17 protein-coding genes are annotated in these 21,028 nt (G+C 41.9%); 15 read left to right on the forward strand and 2 right to left on the reverse strand.

Translation table 11 applies throughout. The annotated features are described in order from the left end of the window. The first annotated feature begins 14 nt into the window (after window positions 1-14). From tssB to R7M92_RS17270, 14 genes are all read left to right on the forward strand, one after another. Window positions 15-545 carry a type VI secretion system contractile sheath small subunit gene (gene tssB / locus R7M92_RS17205; RefSeq protein WP_005387524.1) on the forward strand — a complete coding sequence of 177 codons (531 nt, stop codon included), beginning with the start codon at window positions 15-17 and terminating at the stop codon, window positions 543-545. Continuing rightward, window positions 545-2,038: a type VI secretion system contractile sheath large subunit gene (tssC, locus tag R7M92_RS17210; RefSeq protein ID WP_005375950.1), complete on the forward strand. Its 1,494-nt coding sequence runs from the start codon at window positions 545-547 to the stop codon at window positions 2,036-2,038. Before tssB ends, tssC (R7M92_RS17210) begins: the two co-directional genes overlap by 1 nt. Window positions 2,039-2,090: 52 nt before the next feature. Continuing rightward, a complete protein-coding gene (gene tssC, locus R7M92_RS17215; RefSeq protein ID WP_025767712.1) occupies window positions 2,091-3,602 on the forward strand; it encodes a type VI secretion system contractile sheath large subunit in 1,512 nt (503 codons plus the stop codon). Between the two features lie 10 nt (window positions 3,603-3,612). Continuing rightward, window positions 3,613-4,407, forward strand: a complete 795-nt coding sequence (locus tag R7M92_RS17220) for a type VI secretion system accessory protein TagJ (RefSeq protein ID WP_005387519.1) — start codon at window positions 3,613-3,615, stop codon at window positions 4,405-4,407. A 7-nt stretch (window positions 4,408-4,414) separates the two neighbouring features. Continuing rightward, window positions 4,415-4,879: a type VI secretion system baseplate subunit TssE gene (tssE, locus tag R7M92_RS17225; protein WP_042520997.1), complete on the forward strand. Its 465-nt coding sequence runs from the start codon at window positions 4,415-4,417 to the stop codon at window positions 4,877-4,879. Beyond that, window positions 4,876-6,699 (forward strand): type VI secretion system baseplate subunit TssF, encoded by a 1,824-nt coding sequence (gene tssF / locus R7M92_RS17230; protein WP_213970838.1) that lies wholly within the window; start codon window positions 4,876-4,878, stop codon window positions 6,697-6,699. The genes tssE and tssF overlap by 4 nt, the downstream gene beginning before the upstream one ends. Further along, a complete protein-coding gene (gene tssG, locus R7M92_RS17235; protein WP_213970839.1) occupies window positions 6,696-7,661 on the forward strand; it encodes a type VI secretion system baseplate subunit TssG in 966 nt (321 codons plus the stop codon). Before tssF ends, tssG begins: the two co-directional genes overlap by 4 nt. A gap of 10 nt (window positions 7,662-7,671) precedes the next feature. Next, a complete protein-coding gene (gene tssH / locus R7M92_RS17240) occupies window positions 7,672-10,239 on the forward strand; it encodes a type VI secretion system ATPase TssH (RefSeq protein WP_318084483.1) in 2,568 nt (855 codons plus the stop codon). Window positions 10,240-10,447: 208 nt separating this feature from the next. Beyond that, window positions 10,448-10,927 carry an Hcp family type VI secretion system effector gene (locus tag R7M92_RS17245; protein ID WP_005375967.1) on the forward strand — a complete coding sequence of 160 codons (480 nt, stop codon included), beginning with the start codon at window positions 10,448-10,450 and terminating at the stop codon, window positions 10,925-10,927. 49 nt (window positions 10,928-10,976) lie between these two features. After that, window positions 10,977-12,812 carry a type VI secretion system tip protein TssI/VgrG gene (gene tssI / locus R7M92_RS17250; protein ID WP_206949029.1) on the forward strand — a complete coding sequence of 612 codons (1,836 nt, stop codon included), beginning with the start codon at window positions 10,977-10,979 and terminating at the stop codon, window positions 12,810-12,812. 11 nt (window positions 12,813-12,823) lie between these two features. Then, window positions 12,824-13,114 carry a PAAR domain-containing protein gene (locus R7M92_RS17255; protein ID WP_005375969.1) on the forward strand — a complete coding sequence of 97 codons (291 nt, stop codon included), beginning with the start codon at window positions 12,824-12,826 and terminating at the stop codon, window positions 13,112-13,114. Continuing rightward, window positions 13,115-13,954, forward strand: coding sequence for an NAD/NADP transhydrogenase subunit beta (locus tag R7M92_RS17260; protein ID WP_318133863.1), 840 nt, complete (start codon window positions 13,115-13,117; stop codon window positions 13,952-13,954). Between the two features lie 361 nt (window positions 13,955-14,315). Next, the gene (locus R7M92_RS17265; RefSeq protein ID WP_318133865.1) at window positions 14,316-15,449 is read left to right on the forward strand and encodes an exonuclease SbcCD subunit D; all 1,134 of its coding nucleotides are present in this window, start codon (window positions 14,316-14,318) and stop codon (window positions 15,447-15,449) included. Window positions 15,450-15,458: 9 nt separating this feature from the next. Beyond that, window positions 15,459-18,515: an SMC family ATPase gene (locus R7M92_RS17270; RefSeq protein ID WP_318133866.1), complete on the forward strand. Its 3,057-nt coding sequence runs from the start codon at window positions 15,459-15,461 to the stop codon at window positions 18,513-18,515. 59 nt (window positions 18,516-18,574) lie between these two features. Here the strand turns inward: R7M92_RS17270 and R7M92_RS17275 are convergent, their stop codons facing one another. Further along, window positions 18,575-18,955: a cystatin family protein gene (locus tag R7M92_RS17275; RefSeq protein WP_318133867.1), complete on the reverse strand. Its 381-nt coding sequence runs from the start codon at window positions 18,953-18,955 to the stop codon at window positions 18,575-18,577. Between the two features lie 307 nt (window positions 18,956-19,262). Here R7M92_RS17275 and R7M92_RS17280 point away from each other — a divergent pair, with 307 nt between their 5' ends. Continuing rightward, complete coding sequence (locus tag R7M92_RS17280) at window positions 19,263-19,796, forward strand: lipocalin family protein (protein WP_017820207.1); 534 nt, start codon at window positions 19,263-19,265, stop codon at window positions 19,794-19,796. Window positions 19,797-20,002: 206 nt separating this feature from the next. Here the strand turns inward: R7M92_RS17280 and R7M92_RS17285 are convergent, their stop codons facing one another. Then, window positions 20,003-20,998 (reverse strand): succinylglutamate desuccinylase/aspartoacylase family protein, encoded by a 996-nt coding sequence (locus R7M92_RS17285; protein WP_262629081.1) that lies wholly within the window; start codon window positions 20,996-20,998, stop codon window positions 20,003-20,005. Between the last annotated feature and the right edge of the window lie 30 nt (window positions 20,999-21,028).

Below are 21,028 nucleotides of genomic sequence, written 5' to 3' on the forward strand. Positions count from 1 at the left end.
AAAGGGAGAATGGTATGACGAGTATCCACTCGAAACTATCACGAGTACGGAAGCCTCGTGTCCACATTACCTATGATGTTGAAACTGAAGGTACAACTCTTAAGAAAGAACTGCCTTTTGTTGTAGGTGTAATGGGTGATTTCGCTGGTCAAAACACAGAAGCGTTGAAGCCATTAAAAGACCGCCGTTTTATTCAGATCGATCGAGATAACTTTGACGATGTACTCAAAAAAATGAATCCATCGGTGAAGTTTAAAGTTGCGAATAAGCTTGCGAATGACGATTCACAGTTTGAGGTCGATTTAAACTTTAAATCAATGCAAGACTTTGAGCCTGCTGCGATCGTAAATCAAGTTGATCCACTACGCCAATTGATGGAAACGCGTAATAAACTGCGTGATTTGATGACAAAAGTTGACCGCTCAGAAGAGCTTGAAAATATCCTAGAGGATGTTTTGAACAATACGGACAATCTGGCAAGACTTGCAGGCGAGTTAGATCTTGACAAGAAAGCGAAGTCAGACAGTACTGAAGGAGCGGAATAATGACGACTGAAGCTGAAAAACAGTTAGATCCAACAGTTAATGAACAGACAACTTCATTCTTAGATCAAGCTATTGGTGCGACTAAGCAGACCGAAGCTTCTCGTGCTGAGGAGCTGATTAAAACGCTCGCTGAAGAAGCAATGAAAGGGACAGTTACTTGGAACAAAAACCTAACAGTAACTTTTCGTGAAGCGATTAATTTGCTCGATAGGCAGATTTCTGATCAGTTGTCTGAAGTAATGCATCACCCAGAATTACAGAAACTCGAAGGTTCTTGGCGCGGCTTAAATTATCTAGTGATGAATTCAGAGACCAGTTCTACTCTGAAAGTTCGCATGATGAGTATGACCAAGAAAGAACTACATAAAGACTTGAGCAAAGCTGTTGAGTTTGATCAAAGCCAGATCTTTAAAAAGGTTTACGAGTCTGAGTTTGGTAGTGCTGGTGGTGAACCGTATGGTGCATTGATTGGAGACTATGAGTTTACCAACCACCCAGAAGATATTGAGTCGTTACGCCTAATGTCAAATGTAGCGGCTTCTGGCTTCTCTCCATTCTTGTCCGCGGCTTCACCAGCACTATTCGGCTTTGATGAGTGGACTGAGCTGTCAAAACCACGCGACCTAGATAAGGTATTTGAATCACTAGAATACGCCCAATGGCGTTCGTTCCGCGAGAGTGCCGATTCGCGCTTCGTTAGTCTGACGATGCCAAAAGTCCTTGCTCGTTTGCCATACGGACAAGCTACCGCTCCAGTCGAAGAGTTTGGGTTTGAAGAGTTCGAAGTAGATCCTGTTTCAGGTATTGCTGTTAACGCTGAACATAACGACTACTGTTGGATGAACTCTTCGTATGTTCTTGGTGTTAAGTTAACTGACGCATTTTCAAAATATGGATTTTGTACTGCCATCCGTGGTGCAGAAGGCGGCGGTCGAGTGGATAACTTGCCAACGCATTTCTTCATGAGTGATGATGGCGACCCTGATATGAAGTGCCCAACAGAGATTGGTATTACCGACAGACGTGAGGCGGAGCTTGGTAAGCTTGGTTTCTTACCGCTTTGTCACTACAAAAACACCAACTATGCAGTGTTCTTTGGTGCGCAAACCTGTCAAAAACCAGCGAACCATGAATCCCCTGAAGCAACGGCCAATGCGGCCATTTCTGCCCGCCTACCTTATATGATGGCAACATCTCGTTTTGCGCATTATTTGAAAGTAATGGCTCGAGATAAAATTGGTAGCTTTATGGAAGCAGAAGACGTTGAGTCTTGGCTGAACCGCTGGATCCTAGGTTACGTCAATGCTTCTGAAGGCGGTGGTCAAGAGATCAGAGCGAAATACCCTCTAGCAGACGCTCGTGTTCAGGTTAAGGAAATTCCTGGCGCACCTGGTTCTTACAATGCCGTAGCATGGCTGAAACCTTGGTTGCAAATGGAAGAACTGACTACATCTTTGCGACTTGTGGCCAAGATCCCTCAGTCAGGTGGATAAGAAACGAATTGGCTGGTCGAAAGGCCAGCCATGACCAATCTTTATGTTCTAGATGGAATTAGCAGTGTCACTTAACTTTCGCGACCCTAGCAAGCTAAAACATGAGTTCAGTACCGGAGGCTACGCTGAACTTGATAGCCCGTGGTTGACTCGATTCAATGAATCTTCTGATCTTGTATCGTCAGCGCGAATTTGGCTAGAAGGTACACGTTCAAGAGATTTGGACAGCTTTCGTCATAGTGTGATGAACACAATTAACCGCATTGATGAGCTATTAGAATCTCAACTAAATGAAATATTACATCATCCTGAGTTTCAACAGCTCGAAAGGGGGTGGGTTGGAGTTAGGTATTTATGTGAACAGGTTGATTCTCGTTCATCGGATTCTGTAAAAGTTAAGGTTTTAACGGCGACATGGAATGAAATCAGTAAAGATGCTTTAAAAGCCATCGAGTTTGACCAATCAGCACTATTTAAGTTGCTCTATCAAAATGAATATGGGATGGCAGGGGGAGAACCCTTTGGTGTGGTGGTTGGAGATTATCAGCTTCGCTGTGATCCTAGTAAAAATTATTTTGATAGAGATCTGTCTGTGTTGAGTAAGATCTCTCAGTCTGCAGCTGCAGCATTCAGCCCATTTATCATGTCTGCATCGCCAGAGATGTTTGGTGTTGATAGTTTCGCTCAACTCTCTGCGATAAGAGATATAGCGGCCCAATTTGAACAGGAAGATTATGCAAAGTGGCGTAGTTTGAGAGACAACGATGACGCTAAATTTATTGGTTTGACTGCACCTAACGTCTTGTTCCGTCAGCCATACAAAAGTGATGGCTCGCGGAATGATAAATTCAATTTTCAAGAACACATCTACGACTCCAATCGAGATTTGCTATGGGGGAGTAGTGCGTACTGTTTTGCTGCCGTATCAATTAGAGCATTTCAGGAACATGGTTGGTTCACGCATATGCGAGGGATTAAACAAGGCGATTACAGTCAGGGTATTATCGTCGCTCCTACAAGGAGCAAGATGCGTGTTAATGGCAAGAATGATCGTGAAAGATGTCCGTTAAACTTGAAAATCTCTGAGAGAAAAGAACAAGAATTGTCTGAGTGCGGTTTTATTTCTATTTCTCCAATACCTGAGACCGATATGGTGGGGATGACCTCGAATGTATCTCTCTACAAGCCCAAACAATACGCAGAAAAGCATATTTCAACGAATGCAAAACTGACATCGATGTTGCAATACACATTGTGTGTATCGCGAGTCGCACATTATCTCAAGGTTATGGGGCGTGACAAAATTGGTGGGTATCAAGACGCAGAAAGCCTAGAGCGTGACTTTCAACGCTGGTTACATCAGTACACTACCGCATCAGATGAAGCGTCTGATGAGCTTCGAGCTAAATACCCCCTAAATGAAGCGAAAATTACAGTTCGAGAGAAAAGAGAAACTCCTGGACATTATTACTCAGTTATCCATTTGCGACCGCATTTTCAACTCGATCAAATGGTATCTAGCATTAAATTAATTACCGAATTATCACCAGAGCACATGGTGTAAGGAAATAACAATGACTCAATGGAAAAATGCTTTGTCCCAAGGCCTATTGCAACACGCTCTAGAGCAATTAATTGATGAAATTAAAGCAACCCCTAAAGATGCGAGCTTGAGAAGTTCCTTCATTGAGCTTCTTTGCATTGATGGGGACTTCGAGCGTGCGGACGCTCAGCTCATGCAATCGATTAAATTGTTTCCTGAGTATCTGCCTGGTGCAAGTCAGCTACGACATTTAGTGAAAGCAGCTCAAGCTAGAAAGGATTTTATCAATGGTGCGGCTAGTGCCAAAGTATTAGGTGATGAGGAATTAACTAAAGAGCTTGTTCGATTTAATCTTGCTCTCGGAAATCAAGAGTACGAAGAAGCGTCACGTCTATCGCATCGCATTGAAGAGCATCGTACTATTAAAGGGTTTAACGTAAACGGCACAAACTACGAAGATGCTAGAGATATTGATGATCGTTTAGGTGGTTACATTGAACTGTTTTCTACAGCAGGTAACTATTTTCTTGTACCCATATCGAGTATCCATACGCTAGAAGTTAAAGCACCTGCTTCTTTGTTAGAGAGTATTTGGCGACCTGTCGAGTTTGATATCGATGGACTTGGTGAAGGCGAAGGCCATATGCCTTTGACGTATGTCGACTCAGAGACCGATGCGCAAAAGTTAGGTCGAGAAACAGATTGGAAGCAGATTGGTGAGCAAGAATCTTTTGTTGGCTTGGGTCAAAAATGTTGGTTAGTCGGTGACTCAGCGCTTCCAATCTGTGATTTGACTACATTATTAGAACAGAAACAAATAGCGTAGAAATATCATGTCGTTAACCGTTTCTCTGCTCGACAAATTGATAGATAGTGATCCTCTCGCTCGGGATGAGAAAGACTTCCCTGCAAGCCAGCAACAGATGTTGAGCAGCTTACTTAGAGATCTAGAGTCGATGCTGAATAGTCGTATTGGATGGAAAAATATTCCTGATGATCTTCTAGAGGTTCGTTATTCAATATTGAACTATGGGCTGCCAGATTTTTCCTCAATGCCCTATAGCAGCCAAGAAGGGCAGAATCAGCTTTGCGACATCGTTCATGATGCAATTAAAGAGTTTGAGCCGAGGTTAAGGAACCCTCATGTCCAGATTTCGGACGAGAAAAACGCTATTGATAGGGTATTGAGGTTACAGATAAATGCCACTTGCTTAATTGATAACAGTATTCATGAAGTGCGATTCAATTCTGAAGTAGAGCCGGTAAATTTAGGTATGAAACTGAGTAGAGCAAAATGAGTGAAGAGTTTCTCAAGTACTATAATCGCGAGTTAGCTTATTTGCGTCACAAAGGGCAAGAGTTTGGTGAGCAGTATCCCAAGATTGCCGCGAGACTTCGTATTAGTGAGGAACAGGTTGACGATCCACACGTAGAAAGATTGTTAGAAGGTTGCGCATTTCTAACAGCAAGGATTAGACAAAGCTTAGACAATAGTTACCCTCAGTTTACAGAGTCTTTGATGGGACAGTTATATCCGGATTTTCACGCCCCAATCCCGTCAATGTCAGTCATTAAAATGAGCTGTTCTAACTCCACTTCCTCTTATTTTGATGTAGAAGAAGGCGAGCGAGTTGTTATCGGTGCTACTGGATATCATGAATGCGAGTTTAGAACTTGTTATCCGGTCAGAATGTATCCTGTTGATGTGACCTCTGGCGTTTTTAAAAATGCGCCTTTCAAGCCAGTTGGCTCACGATGGGAAAGCAATGCTCATTCAGTTTTGAAAGTACAGCTCACGGCTCAAGATGAAGAGACTCCTCTTGGTGAAATGGGGATAGAACGGCTGCGCTTCTATTTAAACGGTCAATCTCAATTGACTTTTAAGCTCTACCAAATGCTGTTTCAAAACCTAATTGGTTTATCTGTTGTTGTGGATGGCAAAGAAGTTCGTCCTTTAACCAAAAGACATCTTTCTGAAGTAGGATTTTCAGAAGATGAGAAAGTTGTGCCATACAGTAAAAGAAGCTTTTCAGGAGCAAGATTACTTGTTGAGTATTTGCACTTTCCTGAGAAGTTTATGTTCTTTGATATCACCGAACTTGGATTATCTGAGCTAGATCTTGGAGAGCAAGTCGAACTGTATTTTTACTTTGATACCAACGATGACTGGCTTCCAAAGCAAGTGGACGAAGAAAGCTTAATGGTAGGTTGTGTGCCTGTAATCAACTTATTTAAAAGTATTATGGAGCCTAAGCGTATTCTACCAACTGAATACGATTACCACTTGTCTCCGCAATACCAAGAATCTGAAAGTAATGAGGTTGTCTCAATTTCTGACGTAACGTTGAGAAACTGGAACAAAACGTACCACAATTTGCCATGTTATCACGCTGGTGAGCACACGCATTATACAAACACTAGTGAGATTTATTGGTTGATGAGACGTGAGGATAAGAACTGGGCTGGTGGGTATGATGAGCCAGGTAGAGAAACTTACATTTCTTTTGTTGATAAAAAACATCAGTTGTTCAGCCCGGATAGCCGGGAAAACTGGTTAATGTACGTGGAAGCTGAGTGCTGTAACCGCAACTTAGCGCAGAAACTTCCATTTGGAGGTGGGCTGCCGCAAGTATCTTTACCGGAGGTAAATGACAATTTCGAATCTGTTCGTTGTTTAGTTTCTTTATCAGAAACTATTCGGCCAGAAATGGATGAAAGCACACGATGGCAGTTAACTAAGCTTTTAACTTTAAACCATTTTACCGAGGAAGATGGTTTAGCAACTTTGAAGCAGACCCTTAATCTCTATGCATTTTCTGGGACAGCAGAAACGAAAGCGGTAATCGATGCTTTAACTAAGTTAGAGTTTGAGCCTACTACAGGAAGAATTAGTCAGAAAGGTAAAGTTGGATTTGCGCACGGTATAAAAATTATTTTGACGGTTTCTGATCAAATTTTACCTAAAGAGCAGATCTTTCTCTTAGGTAGTGTTTTATCTGTTTACTTCTCGCAATATGCTGAAATTAACATTTTTACGCAGTTAGAAATAAGACTTAAGTCCACGGGAAAGTCTTTCCACCTATGGCCCGCATTAACTGGCGATAAGGTGTTGTTATGAGCGCGGAACAATTTTATCGAGAATTAAAGCAACATCCATTGTTTGAAGCGATTCATCTTATTGAACACGAAGTTCTGCAAGCAGAGGCGCAAATAGGAACAGATGCGTTACCGAAGCATGAAAAGCTAAACTTAAAGGTTAATCCATCATTAGGTTTTGAAAATGCTCAGCTTTGTGAACTGAAAAATATAGATGACAGCAAGTTAGAGATTGAGACCAATTTAATAGGCCTAACGGGTGAGCAAGGTGTGCTTCCCCAGCACTATAGTGAATTAGCTTTACATCGCCAAAAAGAAGGCGATACGGCTATGGTGGACTTCTACGATATTTTCAATCATCGCTTATTATCTCTTTATTATCGATGTTGGCAACTGAGTCAGCTGACTGTTCAGTCTCGTGCGCATGCGCAGGGCACGCGTTCGCCGTTAGAAAGCTGTAAATCGGCATTAACTGGGAAAGGGAGTTCACTGTCCCAGCACTATGGTGGTGTGTTTGCTTCACCAGTGAGAAGTAAAGGTGGACTAAAAAGTATTCTTGAATGTTTATCTGGATGCCAAGTAAAAGTTCATGAATTTCAAGGACAATGGTTACACCTTACGAAAGAAGAGCAAACACGCCTTGCATCCCGAACTATGCCTGAAGGGCAGTTTGCTCAACTTGGTTTAGGAGCGTCTTTGGGTTCGAAAGCATGGAACATAAACGCGGGGACAACAATAGAATTTCTGCCAAAAGATAAACAGCTAGTTAGTAAATTGCTTCCTAACCAACCCAATATAGCAATCATTAAGAACGCTGCTTATGAGTTGATTGGAAAACATAAACAACTGAAGTGGCAGCTCACCACCAAACATAGTTTGCTACCACAAGCTTGTTTATCGAAACAGCAGGGGCAGTTAGGTATTGGTTCTGTGCTTAAAAAACACGAACGTACAAAAGATCGAACTATAACAATTACTATTTAAAGGAAATGTAATGGCTTCACTCTCACTTTCAGCGTTGGTCGAAAGATTGTCTCCTCAGGCTAAGGAAACACTTGAACAGGCAGCTGCGATGGCAAGCTCCCGAACTCATCACAGTATTGAAATGTCTCACTGGTTAATGATGATTATCCGCCATCCTGACGATATTTACTCTGAAGTTTTTGACGAATTTGATGTCGATAAAATCAAGGTTGAAACCGATATTCAAAAGGCATTAGAAAAATACAAAACAGGATGCCAGTCGGTGCCTGGGCTATCAGCTCATACGGTGACTGTTATGCAAAATGCCTTGTTGTCTGCAACCATTGAATTCAATCAAGAACAGTTGGGGTGCATCCATCTTTTATTTGCCTACTTGTCTGATGATACGTTAGTCAACATGGCTGGTTCGATTAGTCCTGAACTAAACAAGATAGAACCATCTCGCTTATTGAACTTTAAAGAAAGTAATGCGCCTCAATCAAGATCGAATGACTTAGCGCAGTCAAACGCGAATTCCGCCTTGAATCAATTTACAACAGACCTTACTGAGCAAGCTAGGGAAGGTAAAATAGATCCGGTGATTGGTAGAGATAATGAAATTCGCCTAATGATCGATATTTTATTAAGACGCCGACAAAACAACCCGATTCTTACGGGAGAAGCTGGTGTTGGAAAAACAGCCGTTGTTGAAGGTTTGGCGCAAAAGATCATTGATGGCGATGTACCTCCCGCTCTGCAAAATGTGGCAATTAAGTCTCTGGATTTGGCGTTACTGCAAGCCGGCGCAGGCATGAAAGGTGAGTTTGAAAACAGGCTTAAGAACCTTGTTAAGGAAGTAAACGACGCTCCACAGCCTATTATATTGTTCATTGATGAAGCTCATGGCCTAATTGGCGGTGGTGGGCAAGCGGGCCAAGGTGATGCGGCGAATATTCTGAAGCCAGCATTAGCGAGAGGTGAACTCAGAACGATCGCAGCAACAACGTGGGCAGAGTATAAAAAGTATTTTGAAAAAGATGCAGCTTTAACTAGGCGTTTTCAAGTCGTAAAGGTTGATGAGCCTGCCCCTGAACTCGCGATCGAAATGTTACGAGGCTTACTTGATGTAATGGCACAACACCACGATGTTCATATCACTAACCAAGCTCTCAATGCAGCGGTCCAACTCTCAGCTCGATACATTAATGGTCGTCAACTGCCAGATAAAGCGGTTTCTGTTTTGGATACGGCCTGCTCTCGAGTTGCGTTAAGTCAGTCATCTACACCGGGAGGCCTAGATGCGAAAAGAAATAAACTTAAAGCAAAGCAAGCTGAGTATGAGCATCTTAGCCAAGAGAATCGGCTAGGAGCATCTCTTGATGTGCAGCTGCAAAGTGTCCGAAAAGAGATTGATGCGCTATCTAATGACATTATTGAATTAGAAGTACTTTGGGAAAAAGAAAAAGAATGGGTAAGTGAAGCTAAGTCACTTAGAACCCAAATAATGCAGGAGGGTTCTGAGACTGCGAGAGACAAGTTACAAGAGCTTGAAAATAACCTCTCCGCTAACTCACAGCCCTTAGTTTTTTCGCATGTAAATGAAGCGCTAATCGCAGAAGTTATTTCGGATTGGACCGGTATACCGCTGGGTAAACTTCAGGATGATGAAATCCAAGCAGTATTGGGTTTGAAAGAAAGTTTGTGCAAGCGAGTTGTCGGGCAGGATCACGCTTTAGAGCTCATGTCTGAAGTGATAAAAACCGCGAGTGCGCAGCTCACGGATGAGACACGACCAAATGGTGTATTTCTCCTAACCGGACCAAGCGGAGTGGGTAAAACCGAATCGGCTTTGGCGATTGCAGAGAAAGTGTATGGTAGTGAAGAAAATGTCACGACTATCAATATGTCGGAATTTAAGGAAGAGCATAAAGTCTCATTGCTATTAGGTTCTCCTCCTGGTTATGTCGGTTATGGAGAAGGAGGTGTACTGACTGAAGCTGTTAGACGTAAACCTTATAGTGTAATTCTCCTCGATGAAATGGAAAAAGCGCACCCTGGTGTTCAAGATATTTTTTATCAGGTATTTGATAAAGGCTCAATTAAAGACGGTGAAGGTCGAGATATAGACTTTAAAAACACTATTATTATTATGACCGCGAACACAGGGACCGAAACGACGATGTCTTTGTATTCTGATCCTGATTTAGCGCCTGAGCCGTCAGCACTAAAAGATGCTTTACGCGATGATTTGTTGGTTGACTTTAAACCAGCATTTTTAGGGCGTGTGAATGTATTACCTTATTTGCCTCTATCAAGAAAAGTATTGATAGAAATAACAAAATTAAAGTTGGATAAAATTACGACTCGTATTCGTAAGCACTATAACGCTGACCTGTTTTTTGATGAGGAACTAATTAATGATATTGTAGACAATAGCAATGAGTCTGGGAGTGGTGCGCGTGTGGTACAAACAACCATAGAAAATACATTGCTTCCGAAGATTTCTCATGAAATATTGCATGCAATTCTTAATGATAAGACGTTTGATGAAATTATTGTTAAAGGTACAACTAGTGGACTTGATGTCTCAATAGTTTAACATCCTTTACACTCTCAATAATAATTGGGAGTTGGTTCATATTAACTATTATTTTTTATAAAAAACGCTTAAATTAAATCTTATTTAAAGATATAACAGGGCGTATTTAAAATGAAGTTTTTGATACATTAATCACTAATTATCACCAAACGTCAGATAATTAAATTATTACGATATATGTCAATTAATAATGCTATAGGAGATTAGCATGCAGTCTAATACGTATCTTAAATACGCAGATATTAAGGGTGAGGCAACAGCCGAGCAATACAAAGATTTGATTACACTACTATCTGTAGATTGGAGTGTAGGTCGTGAGATCTCATCATACACTGGTACAGCGATGGACCGTGAAGCGAGCGCTACTCGTCTATATGATTTGACTATCACTAAACTTCAAGACCGTTCTTCTCCTGACTTATTTAAAGAAGCGACGATTGGTAAAGGTAAACCAGCGGTTTTCCATATTACTAAGCAGGGTGAGAAGGTTGAAGAGATCATGAAGATCGAACTGACTGATGCGATGATTTCTAACTACTCAGTTTCTATCCAAGACGATCGTCCAGTTGAAACTATCACAATTTCTTACACAGAAATGATGATGACAGTGACTCCTACTGACGATAAGAACAACACTTCTGCTCCATTGGTATACGGCTACAGCGGTGTTAAAGGTCAACAAATGTAATTTTCATGCGGGGGAGTATTCCTCCGCATTTTTTTGAAAGAAGTATTTAATGAAAAGAGCAACTCAAGATAACAATTTCATCCGAATTTCTTCGCCATTCGGTAAAGATGCCATCATACTAAACTCGTTTGAGTATAGAGAAGAGATCTCAGAACTTTTTTCATTGCGTGCTAAAGCTTACTTTAATGATCAACGAAGTGAGTTAAACGAAATTATTGGTAAGGAAGTTACCATTACCCTTGAAAATAATGAGGATGTTTCTTCAAATCCTCGTTATATGCATGGTTATGTTTCTGCTGCAAGATTAGAAGGGAAAAGGGTTTCTAATACACATAAAGGCGAAAATTATAAAAACATAGAATTATTAATAGAGCCTAAATTACGTTTCGCTGAATATCGAAAAAATTGCAGAATATTTCAGCATAAAGATATAAAGGAAATTATCTCTGAAGTACTATCGGAGCATAGTGTTGCCTTTAGTTTTGAGTTAACCAAGTCCTATCCTAAATACACATACAAAGTACAATATGAAGAATCAGATCTTGAATTTGTTCGACGTCTGTTATCGGAGGAGGGGCTATCATTTAGTTTTACACATACTAAGTCTGCCCATACGCTCAATATTTTTGATGACATCAGTTTTTATAAGCCGGGTACTGAGTTTTTAGTCGATTTTGATACAGGTACGGCGAAATCTAGCCATATTTCTTCTTGGCATGAAACGCAAATTCTGACTACTAAAGCGAGTCAAAAGTCAGGCTATAACATGCTCAAGCCTTCTTCGAATCCTAAAAATACTGCAAAGGGTGAAAGTGATTTTTTTACAGTACCTGGAAGCGAGTATTTTGAATACATGGGTGAAATGGAGAGCAATGATCAATACGCACTGAGAAACACGCATGCAATAGAAGCACTACAGCAAAATGCATATTTGTGTCGTGGCGAGGCTACGTGCAGAACATTCAGTGTGGGCAAGTGCTTCAAGTTTAAAAAGCATGAAGATAAATCTCGAGTCGGCAAAGAATATGTACTGTCTTCTGTTTTTTTGTCTGCTGCTGTTTATAACCAGACTGGTCAAGGTGGGACTGGTGCGCAAGGTGTCAAAGTCTCGTTTAGTTGTGTTGACTCAAAGACAATCCTGCGTCCTTCAGTTAACTACCCGAAACCTCAGATGAAAGGTTTGCAAACCGCAGTAGTTACGGGGAACAAAGATGGTGAAATTTACATAGACAAACATGGCCGTATCAAAGTTCAGTTTCACTGGGACCGTGTTGGTAAATACGATGTAAATAGTTCATGTTGGATTCGTGTTGCGCAAAATATTGCAGGTAACGGATGGGGGTCGGTGTTTCACCCTAGAGTCGGACAAGAGGTCATCGTCGAGTTTGTTAACGGAGACCCTGATCAACCAATCGTTACGGGGTCACTATATAACGGTAGTCAACTCCCTCCTTACGCTTTACCAGAGCAAAGTTCTCAGAGTGGTTATAAATCACGCTCTGTACAAAAAGGTACATCCAATTTTAATGAGTTGCGCTTCGATGATAAGCCTGGTGAAGAGCACATTTATCTTCATGCTGAAAAACTGTTCCAAATGCTAGTTGAAGACTGTGTTGATATCGCCGTTGAAAACAGTAAAACCGAAAAAGTGACCAATGATGTTAATCAAGAGGTTGGTCAGAACGCGAGCTTGAAAGTAGGTAAAAACTTTTCGAATGAAACGGGTGAAGTACTGTCTTTTAATGCAGGAAAGAGCGTCGAGATCAAAGTAGGTGGTGCTTCTATTCAGATGTCTAGCTCTGGAGAAATCAATATCAAAGGTAATAAAATATCCATTAACGGCTCAGCTATTGCTCTTAAAGCTGGGCAAATTTCATTGAACTAAGGTGATTTAAAGTGGGTAAACCAGCCGCAATTTTGGGCAGCTTTCATCTTTGCCCTAAAAAAACAGGAAAGATACCGCATGTCGGTGGTCCCGTCGTTGTTGGTTCACCAAACGTAACGATTGGCGGGATACCTGCGGCAAGACAAGGCGACAAGCTTATTTGTATCGGTCCTCCGGATAGTATCTCAGCAGGTTCTTCTAGCGTAACAATCAACGGTAAACCAGCCGCGAGAGTCGGCGATTCAACGTCTCATGGTGGCAAAATTCTATCTGGTATGCCTACGGTTTTAATCGGAGGCTAGATGCCACTCGCATTTCAAACGCATCTTCTATCCTTTAATGGCCGTTCACACACCGTTCGCGAGATAGCTGATGATTCTTTTAGATTGTCCGAGGAAATCCGACCCCAAGACTTTGCTCAATCAATAGATGAGCATATATTAAGCCTCGTGCGCTCTGAGCGCGAGAGTCTTGAGCAAGCTGATATCAAGGGGAATCTCTGTGTTCTTTTACCATCTTCGGTAGACAAACGCTTGCTTAAAGCATTGATAAGCGAGCTTTCTATTTTCGTTGGCCAAACTGTCAATACTGAAATTTACTTTTATCCTTATGGCCAAGCTGCATTTTTGATGGCACTAAATCGGATAAATCGTGAAGTTAATGAAACGCAAGCAACTTGGATATTGGCTATAGAGGTTACGAGCGATGTAGAAGGGCATGTCAAACCTCAAAGCTCTATCATTTTAACCAAGTGTTTTTTTCGACATTCAGGTCTTGTGCCTGATGTTGTTCGAATTGATTTAGATGCCAAACGACAACGCATCGCCGTGGACAAGGTGTTTAAGCAATTAGGAGTAAGTTGTGAACATCCACTCAGTCAATTGTATTTATCCGTTAATAAGGAAGAACCGCAATGGTTAAACTCAATGCAATTCTTGTCTCCGTGGGTGACCGATCATACTCAGTACCAATTTGTTGATATCAAACTTGGCGGATCGGGTGCATGTGGCGGCGTTTTAAAAGCGTTAGTGATTGATGAGCTTCAAAGAAGCAGCCCCTGCCCAGACTTTAACGTGTTGCAAGCCGACATCGAGCCAGATGGCTATGCGGTAGGAGTAATATACAATTGGCGTAGTGAATAATAGGTCTGGCTATTGCTTTTCCTTCTAGTAGCTGAGGTTTTAGTGATGCAAATGTTATGGGGGATTGACTCGAAACTGGCCCTTTAATGATGTTTGGACAATGACTAGGCGCAGCTTGCTTTTCAAAATAGCTTTGCTCACCGCGTTTTTACAGTGTTCTTCTTGCTTTCTGATTAAATAGCCAGCCATAGAACACAAACCACATGAAAAGCTGTTCGACTCAAGATATCCTTACCGAAATAAAATAACTTGAGTTTTGGCTTGTTCGAGATCCCACCCGTGACGCATTCCTTTTTATAAACGGTACATGGACTCTGACAGAAGCAAGCCTACTCATAGAATTGGCGGAAAGTGAATTCGAATGAAGTTTATCCACACCTCAGATTGGCATCTTGGTCGACAATTCCACAACGTATCACTACTCGAAGATCAACAAGCAGTACTCGAACAACTGATTAACTATATTGAACGCAACCCCGTCGATGCAGTTGTAGTGGCGGGAGATATCTATGACCGTTCGGTGCCACCAACGGTTGCAATAGAACTGTTAAATCGAGTCGTGAAACGCATTTGTACCGAGTTAGAAACACCAATGATATTGATATCTGGCAACCATGATGGTGCAGAAAGGTTAGGTTTCGGCTCAGAGCAAATGAAAAATGCAGGTCTTCATATTGTTAGCAACTTTGAAGATATGCTCACTCCCATCATCATAAAAACGGACTCTGCGGATGAGGTCGCGTTTTATGGTATGCCTTATAACGACCCTGAACAGGTCAGGTTTGCCTACAAAGCCTCGGTATCCACTCATGATGAGGCTCATCAATTGCTTGTTGAGCAAATTAAAGAGCGCTTTATCTCTAAGCAAAAGCGCGTACTCGTGAGTCACTGTTTTGTTGATGGGGCCATCGAGTCAGACTCTGAACGACCATTATCTATTGGTGGTTCTGATCGCGTGAGTCATGAACACTTCTTAGATTTTGACTACGTCGCACTTGGTCATTTGCATCAGCCTCAAAAGAAAGGCGCAGAGCATATCCGTTACTCTGGCTCTCTCATGAAGTATAGCTTTGGTGAACAGAACCAGAGAAAAGGTTTCACGTTAGTTGAACTGGACAAGAAAGGATTTGTTTCTGCAGAGCATATTGATCTTACGGCTCCTCATGAAATGCGCATTGTAGAGGGCGAGCTGGATAAAGTTATTGATCAAGGCAAAACAGACCCTAAGAATGAAGATTATTTGTTAGTTCGTTTGATGGATAAACATGCGATTTTAAACCCAATGGAAAAACTTCGTTCAGTGTATCCAAACGTTTTACACCTTGAGAAACCTGGCATGTTAATTGGGGTAGAGCAGGAAATGGCGCAAGCAAAGTTGGCGCGAAGCGAAATTGATATGTTCCGAGATTTTTTTATTGAGGCGCAAGATAGCCAGTTGTCTAAAGAGCAAGAGCAAGCTGTTACTGACATTATTAAGCAATTATCACAGCAATAGGGACCAAAGATGAAACCAATTAAACTAACCATGCAAGCCTTTGGTCCGTTTGCAAAAACTGAAATCATTGATTTTGAGAAGCTTGGCAGTAACCCTCTATTTTTGATTAATGGTCCTACAGGTTCCGGTAAAACGTCGATCTTAGATGCCATTTGCTTCGCCCTTTATGGTGAAACCACAGGTAATGAGCGACAAGGTATTCAGATGCGGTGTGACTTATCCGCGCAAGATTTACCAACCGAAGTAGTTCTCGAATTTTCGTTACACGGCAAACAATACCGAGTTGTTCGATCCCCTGAGCAGGAAGCGCCCAAGGCCCGTGGTGAAGGGATGACGATTAAAAAGCACACTGCGGCTCTTTATGAACTCGGTGAGACTGAAACGCTTATCACCAGCAAGACGACTCAGGTTAAAACTGAAGTTAGCAATATTATTGGCTTGAATGAAACTCAATTTCGTCAAGTTATGGTGTTGCCTCAAGGAAAATTCCGAGAACTGTTGCTTGCTAGCTCTAAAGAGCGTGAAGAAATTTTTGGCCAGCTCTTTCAAACTGACATATATAAAAAAATTGAGTACGCGCTCAAAGATAAAGCGAGTGCAATTAGTAAAGCGAAAGGCGAATTTGATAATCAAATTCGAGGTGCTTTACAAGTTGCAGAAGCGAGTTCTGAACAAGAACTATTACAACAACTGGAACAAGTAACTAAGCAATTAGAGTCTGATAAAAAGAATGAGCAAGCAGCGTTAGATAAGCTCAATACTGCTAAATCTGAATTGCAAAAAGCGGAAACCTTGAATGGAGAGTTTTCGAAACGAGAGCAAGCAGAAAGCGCACTCAAGCTGCATCTAGAACACTCAGATTCGATAAAAGCTCGTCAACAGCAATTAGAAAACGCTAAAAATGCCAATAAGATAGAGTTGCCCTACATCTCATTACAAAATGCAAAAGCTCAAACGCAAGAGCTAAGGCAAAAAATCGTAGCTTTGAAAGAGAGTCTCGAAAAAGCTCATGTCGTTGCGAGAGAACAAGAAAACTTGCAGCAAAGTGCAAAAGAGGCCGCGGCAAAGGTCCCGCAGTTAACGCAACTGCAGTATCAGCTTGAAAGTATGAAAAACAAGTTGGTCGAGAAAGACAATTTGGAAAGCAAAATAACGGCGGGCTATCAACAAAAACAACAATTTGAAGCAACGTTAAAACAGTACATAGAACTAAAAGATAAGTTAACGTTACAGGCCCAGCAGGGACAGAAGGAGCTAGAGAAAGCACGAGTTGATGTTGCGCTTATTGGCAGCATCGATGCGGAAATAAAACAAAAACAACGGCTGCTACAGGATCTACAAAAGCTGCATGATCTTACTTTAGAGCTCTCTAAACTCAATGCGCTAACTGTAGGTAAGCAGCAGTCACTAAACGAAGCCAGTCAGCGCTATATGCAGTATCAACAAGACGCTGATACGATAGAGCTTAAGTGGCACAACGCTCAAGCAGCAGTATTAGCGCAGCGACTAAAAGCAGGTGAAGCATGCCCGGTGTGTGGTAGCGAAACGCATCCTAACCCCACAACGTTTGTTGAAGAAGCCGTTACAAAAGAGCAAGTTCAGGCGGCTAGAGCGAAAGAGCGAGAAGCTCAAACCTTGTTGAACCAACTAAGCAATCAGCTAGAACAACATAACGTTGTCATTAGTCAGTATCAGAATCAGTATAACCAGTTGAAAGAGGAGTTGGGTGAGTATGCTACATCTGAGATCTCGACAGTTCAAAATGATTTGCAAGCGCTTAATGCTCAACTCCTACGTCTACAAGCTATTGATATTGAAAAACTAGAAAGGAACGTTGAACAGCTTAATCAACGCTGCGTCGTGGGTGAAAATAAAATTCATGAGCTGCAGAATCAAATGGCGGCAAATGAATCAACCGTTAAAGCGAACCAAGAACAATTGGCTCAATTACAAGCTTTTATTGACCCAAAATACAGTTCCGCTGACTTGCTTGAACGTGAAATTTTGCTGACAAAAGAGCAAATTCTGAGTTTGAACACAGGCTTAGAAAAGGCGCAAAACGCTTTGCAGCAAGCGATATTGGAGAAATCAAATGCGGAAAGTCACTTAGCGACGAACAAGCAGTGGTTATCTGAGTCAGAGCAAAAACTTAGCCAAGCAGAATTAGCGTGGAATGAGGCACTACAGGCGAGTAAATTTGAAGATGAAAGCCATTATCTAAGTAGTCGAGTGGGAGATGATGAACTTCAAGCCTGGCAGCAAGAAATAGACAGCTTCAAACAGGCACAAACCAAGCTTGAGCAAACACTACATGATTTAAATCATGCATTGAAAGATCTTGAAAGGCCTAATTTGGAGTCGTTTAACGACAGGTTAACCACTCTGCAGGCGCAATATATTGAAGTAAGGAATCAACTTGATACCACACGCTCAATATTTGAACGTCTTGAAAAGGTTCGTAAAGATATTGCCGTGTTGCATGAGAAAAATAGTAAGTTAGAAGAAGAATACAAAGTCTTTGGTACGTTGTACGACGTTGCTAGTGGTAAAACAGGCAGCAGGGTTAGCCTACATCGCTTTGTTCTTGGTGTACTGTTGGATGATGTGCTGATCCAGGCCTCTCAACGTTTAAGCCTTATGAGTAAAGGGCGCTATATTCTTGCTCGAAAAACAGAGGGCTTCAAAGGCGCTGCGGGTCGCGGCTTAGATTTAATGGTTGAAGATGGCTACACAGGAAAAACGCGTGATGTTGCGACACTTTCCGGCGGTGAATCATTTATGGCAGCGCTTGCTCTGGCACTTGGTTTGTCGGATGTTGTGCAATCCTATAGTGGCGGTATTCGTTTAGACACTTTATTTATTGATGAGGGCTTCGGTAGTTTAGACCCAGAGTCTTTAGATCTTGCTATTCAAACGCTAGTGGATCTGCAACAGACTGGGCGCATGATCGGTGTTATTTCTCACGTTTCTGAGTTGAAAGAACAAATGGCGCAGAGGATTGATGTAGAACCATCAAGACTTGGTTCAACGGTGTCGATTAAATCTCAATGTCGCTTCGCTGTCTAATTCAGTGACTACTGTTAGATCAAAAAGCCCCTATTGTTAGGGGCTTTCTGACTAAGTCGCTACTGTTCGCAAAAGTGGCCTTCTTTTGGCGATCGGGTAATCGCATATTCGCCATCGAGGTTGCGATAAACAATCGTGTTCCAAACAGAGCCATCATCCAATTCAAACTCAATAGCATAGTTGACGCCGCTAACGATTTGCGCGTGAACATTCAGTATTTGTTTAAACGACGATATTGTGTCCATTTTCTTTAAAACAAAGGCCATTGCCTTTTGTGCATCAGGGGTCGCGTTAAACTCATTCCACCCACCTGGCATGTTTTCTTGTGCATTACATACATCTGCCGAGGTCGTTAATTGTGTCGTTTCGCTCGGCTTTTCCTGCTGACAACCTGCAAGTAACACCAAAAGTGCACAAACTGACACTGTTTTTAATTTCATAACAATAACCTCTGTCTATAACGCAACGTATTATAGGAGGGTGATATGCCTACGAATGTCTATGTTGTGCAAAGTTTCTATATGCATAGGGTTAAATGCTGACAAAATGTACAAGCATGGTCAGCTTGTAAGTCAAAAATAGAGCAATCTTGTGATCGATTTGCTGAGATGACGAGGTTTCGGTGTTCAGCGCGCTATTGATGATGAAGAATTGTGATGTGTACCTATCAGGGCGATGGTGCGGCTTAGTGATCGATTTGTTATCTTCTAGAGTAAAATCAATCACTAATTAAAATTTAGGTGTTGTATGAAATCGATAAAAATATTTTTACTTTTGTCACTTGCAACTTTATTTGGTTGTACCTCGAAGCCGGATGGGGTGGAACCCGTCAATAATTTCGATTTAGAGCCATATCTAGGTAAGTGGTACGAAATTGCACGCCTAGACCATTCATTTGAGCGAGGCTTATCCAACGTTACCGCTGAGTATCAGGTTCGCGAGGATGGTGGGGTTAAGGTGATAAACCGTGGATATTCCGAAGAAGAGCGACAGTGGTCAGAAGCTGAAGGCAAAGCTTATTTTGTTGAAGATAAAACGGTTGGACACTTAAAGGTTTCCTTTTTTGGGCCAATATACTCTTCTTACATTGTTTTTGAGCTAGGTGAAAACTATGACTATGCGTTTGTTTCCGGTTACAACCACGACTATTTGTGGCTATTGTCTAGAACGCCTAACGTTGATGAGAAAGTAGTGGAGCGCTTTAAGTACGTAGCTAAAGAGAAAGGTTTCGCTATCGACGAGCTCATTTTTGTTGAACAAGAGAAACAAAGACAGCTTTAAGTTCATTAGCGTGGCTGAAAAAGCGGACAGAGGGGAAGCTTCCTAATTAAGAGCTCAGTTTGTCATTCGCTTAACAGTAATTTGTTACCGCGTAACTTAATGTGGTCAAAATGGATATAGCCCCATCATTTGTGATTACTCGTGATGGGGCTTATATAAATTTGAGTGAGCGTCGAAAGGTTGATCTATCAACAAACGGTTATGGTTTACTTAATCAAACGAACGATCAGGGAACCTGGTGCTCGAATAGATTCAACATTGTGGCTAAGTACTGTGCCGCTTGTTGGGGCGGTGTAGCGTTTAATCTCAGCGCCAAAGCTGTCGTATTGAATCGCAAGAAGTTGGCCTTGCTCGACAAAATTCATCAAACTGACATGAGGCAGTACAAAGCCGCCGTGTGTCGCTTTCACACTGACGATTTCGTTTCCTTCCAAGCATGACGTGATAGGGTCAATATCACCTTCAACAATGTTATGCTTTTTCAGCACATTAAAAATGCCTGTTACAGTTCGACTGATGAGCTCTTGCTCGGTGTATCGCCCCATACCTACTTCAACTGTAATGCTTGGGACACCATGGTTATTCCAAACCGTTTCAAGGACGCCAGCATCTCCAGGATCATTTAAAATCGCATCAGGATTAATGAGACGAGCCATTTCTAATGATTGCTCGATTCGGAAATCTGCAAACACGTAAAGTGGATAGGCCGCACCACTGGTTTGAGTGTGAAGGTCAATGGCTAAATCAGCATTTGGCTTGAGCAAATCATTCCACAATGCATATAAGTAGCGTTGGGCCTCATTGCCGTTTTGGTCACCAGGAAAAAAGCGGTTTAAGTTTGCAGGAGACGCGTCAGGGTCTGCGGAATAGAAATCGCGGCTGTGGTTTAGCATACCTGGCATGTTAATGGTTGGAACAATAGTGACAGTACCAGCGACTTCAGTGCCGATGAGCTCTCGAGCAGTTTTCTGCGCTGCTAACACACCATTGTACTCATCACCATGAACCCCTGCGGTAATCATGATCTTCTTGCCAGGTTTTTCACCTTTGAACACTAGCACAGGTAGGTGTTGCCACTGAGAGAGAGCATTCGTTGCGATGCGAAACCAAAACTTATGCTCGCCCGAATTTAGGTCTGCTACATTGAGAGATTGAATCACTTGATGACCCTGAATCACGTCATCGAGAAATTGTGTTGCCATTAAAGTTACCACTCCAAAACCATAAGCTAA

The organism is Vibrio sp. Vb2880 (assembly GCF_033337975.1).
Taxonomy (GTDB): domain Bacteria; phylum Pseudomonadota; class Gammaproteobacteria; order Enterobacterales; family Vibrionaceae; genus Vibrio; species Vibrio alginolyticus.

Excerpts from the sequence above, each read along its gene's own strand:
- tssG (WP_213970839.1), top strand. The coding sequence starts at position 6,696 with ATGAGCGCGGAACAATTTTATCGAGAATTAAAGCAACATCCATTGTTT.
- R7M92_RS17285 (WP_262629081.1), bottom strand. The coding sequence starts at position 20,998 with ATGGCAACACAATTTCTCGATGACGTGATTCAGGGTCATCAAGTGATT.
- R7M92_RS17270 (WP_318133866.1), top strand. The coding sequence starts at position 15,459 with ATGAAACCAATTAAACTAACCATGCAAGCCTTTGGTCCGTTTGCAAAA.
- R7M92_RS17265 (WP_318133865.1), top strand. The coding sequence starts at position 14,316 with ATGAAGTTTATCCACACCTCAGATTGGCATCTTGGTCGACAATTCCAC.
- tssE (WP_042520997.1), top strand. The coding sequence starts at position 4,415 with ATGTCGTTAACCGTTTCTCTGCTCGACAAATTGATAGATAGTGATCCT.
- R7M92_RS17260 (WP_318133863.1), top strand. The coding sequence starts at position 13,115 with ATGCCACTCGCATTTCAAACGCATCTTCTATCCTTTAATGGCCGTTCA.
- tssF (WP_213970838.1), top strand. The coding sequence starts at position 4,876 with ATGAGTGAAGAGTTTCTCAAGTACTATAATCGCGAGTTAGCTTATTTG.
- tssH (WP_318084483.1), top strand. The coding sequence starts at position 7,672 with ATGGCTTCACTCTCACTTTCAGCGTTGGTCGAAAGATTGTCTCCTCAG.
- R7M92_RS17245 (WP_005375967.1), top strand. The coding sequence starts at position 10,448 with ATGCAGTCTAATACGTATCTTAAATACGCAGATATTAAGGGTGAGGCA.
- tssI (WP_206949029.1), top strand. The coding sequence starts at position 10,977 with ATGAAAAGAGCAACTCAAGATAACAATTTCATCCGAATTTCTTCGCCA.
- R7M92_RS17280 (WP_017820207.1), top strand. The coding sequence starts at position 19,263 with ATGAAATCGATAAAAATATTTTTACTTTTGTCACTTGCAACTTTATTT.
- tssC (WP_005375950.1), top strand. The coding sequence starts at position 545 with ATGACGACTGAAGCTGAAAAACAGTTAGATCCAACAGTTAATGAACAG.
- tssB (WP_005387524.1), top strand. The coding sequence starts at position 15 with ATGACGAGTATCCACTCGAAACTATCACGAGTACGGAAGCCTCGTGTC.
- R7M92_RS17275 (WP_318133867.1), bottom strand. The coding sequence starts at position 18,955 with ATGAAATTAAAAACAGTGTCAGTTTGTGCACTTTTGGTGTTACTTGCA.
- tssC (WP_025767712.1), top strand. The coding sequence starts at position 2,091 with ATGGAATTAGCAGTGTCACTTAACTTTCGCGACCCTAGCAAGCTAAAA.
- R7M92_RS17220 (WP_005387519.1), top strand. The coding sequence starts at position 3,613 with ATGACTCAATGGAAAAATGCTTTGTCCCAAGGCCTATTGCAACACGCT.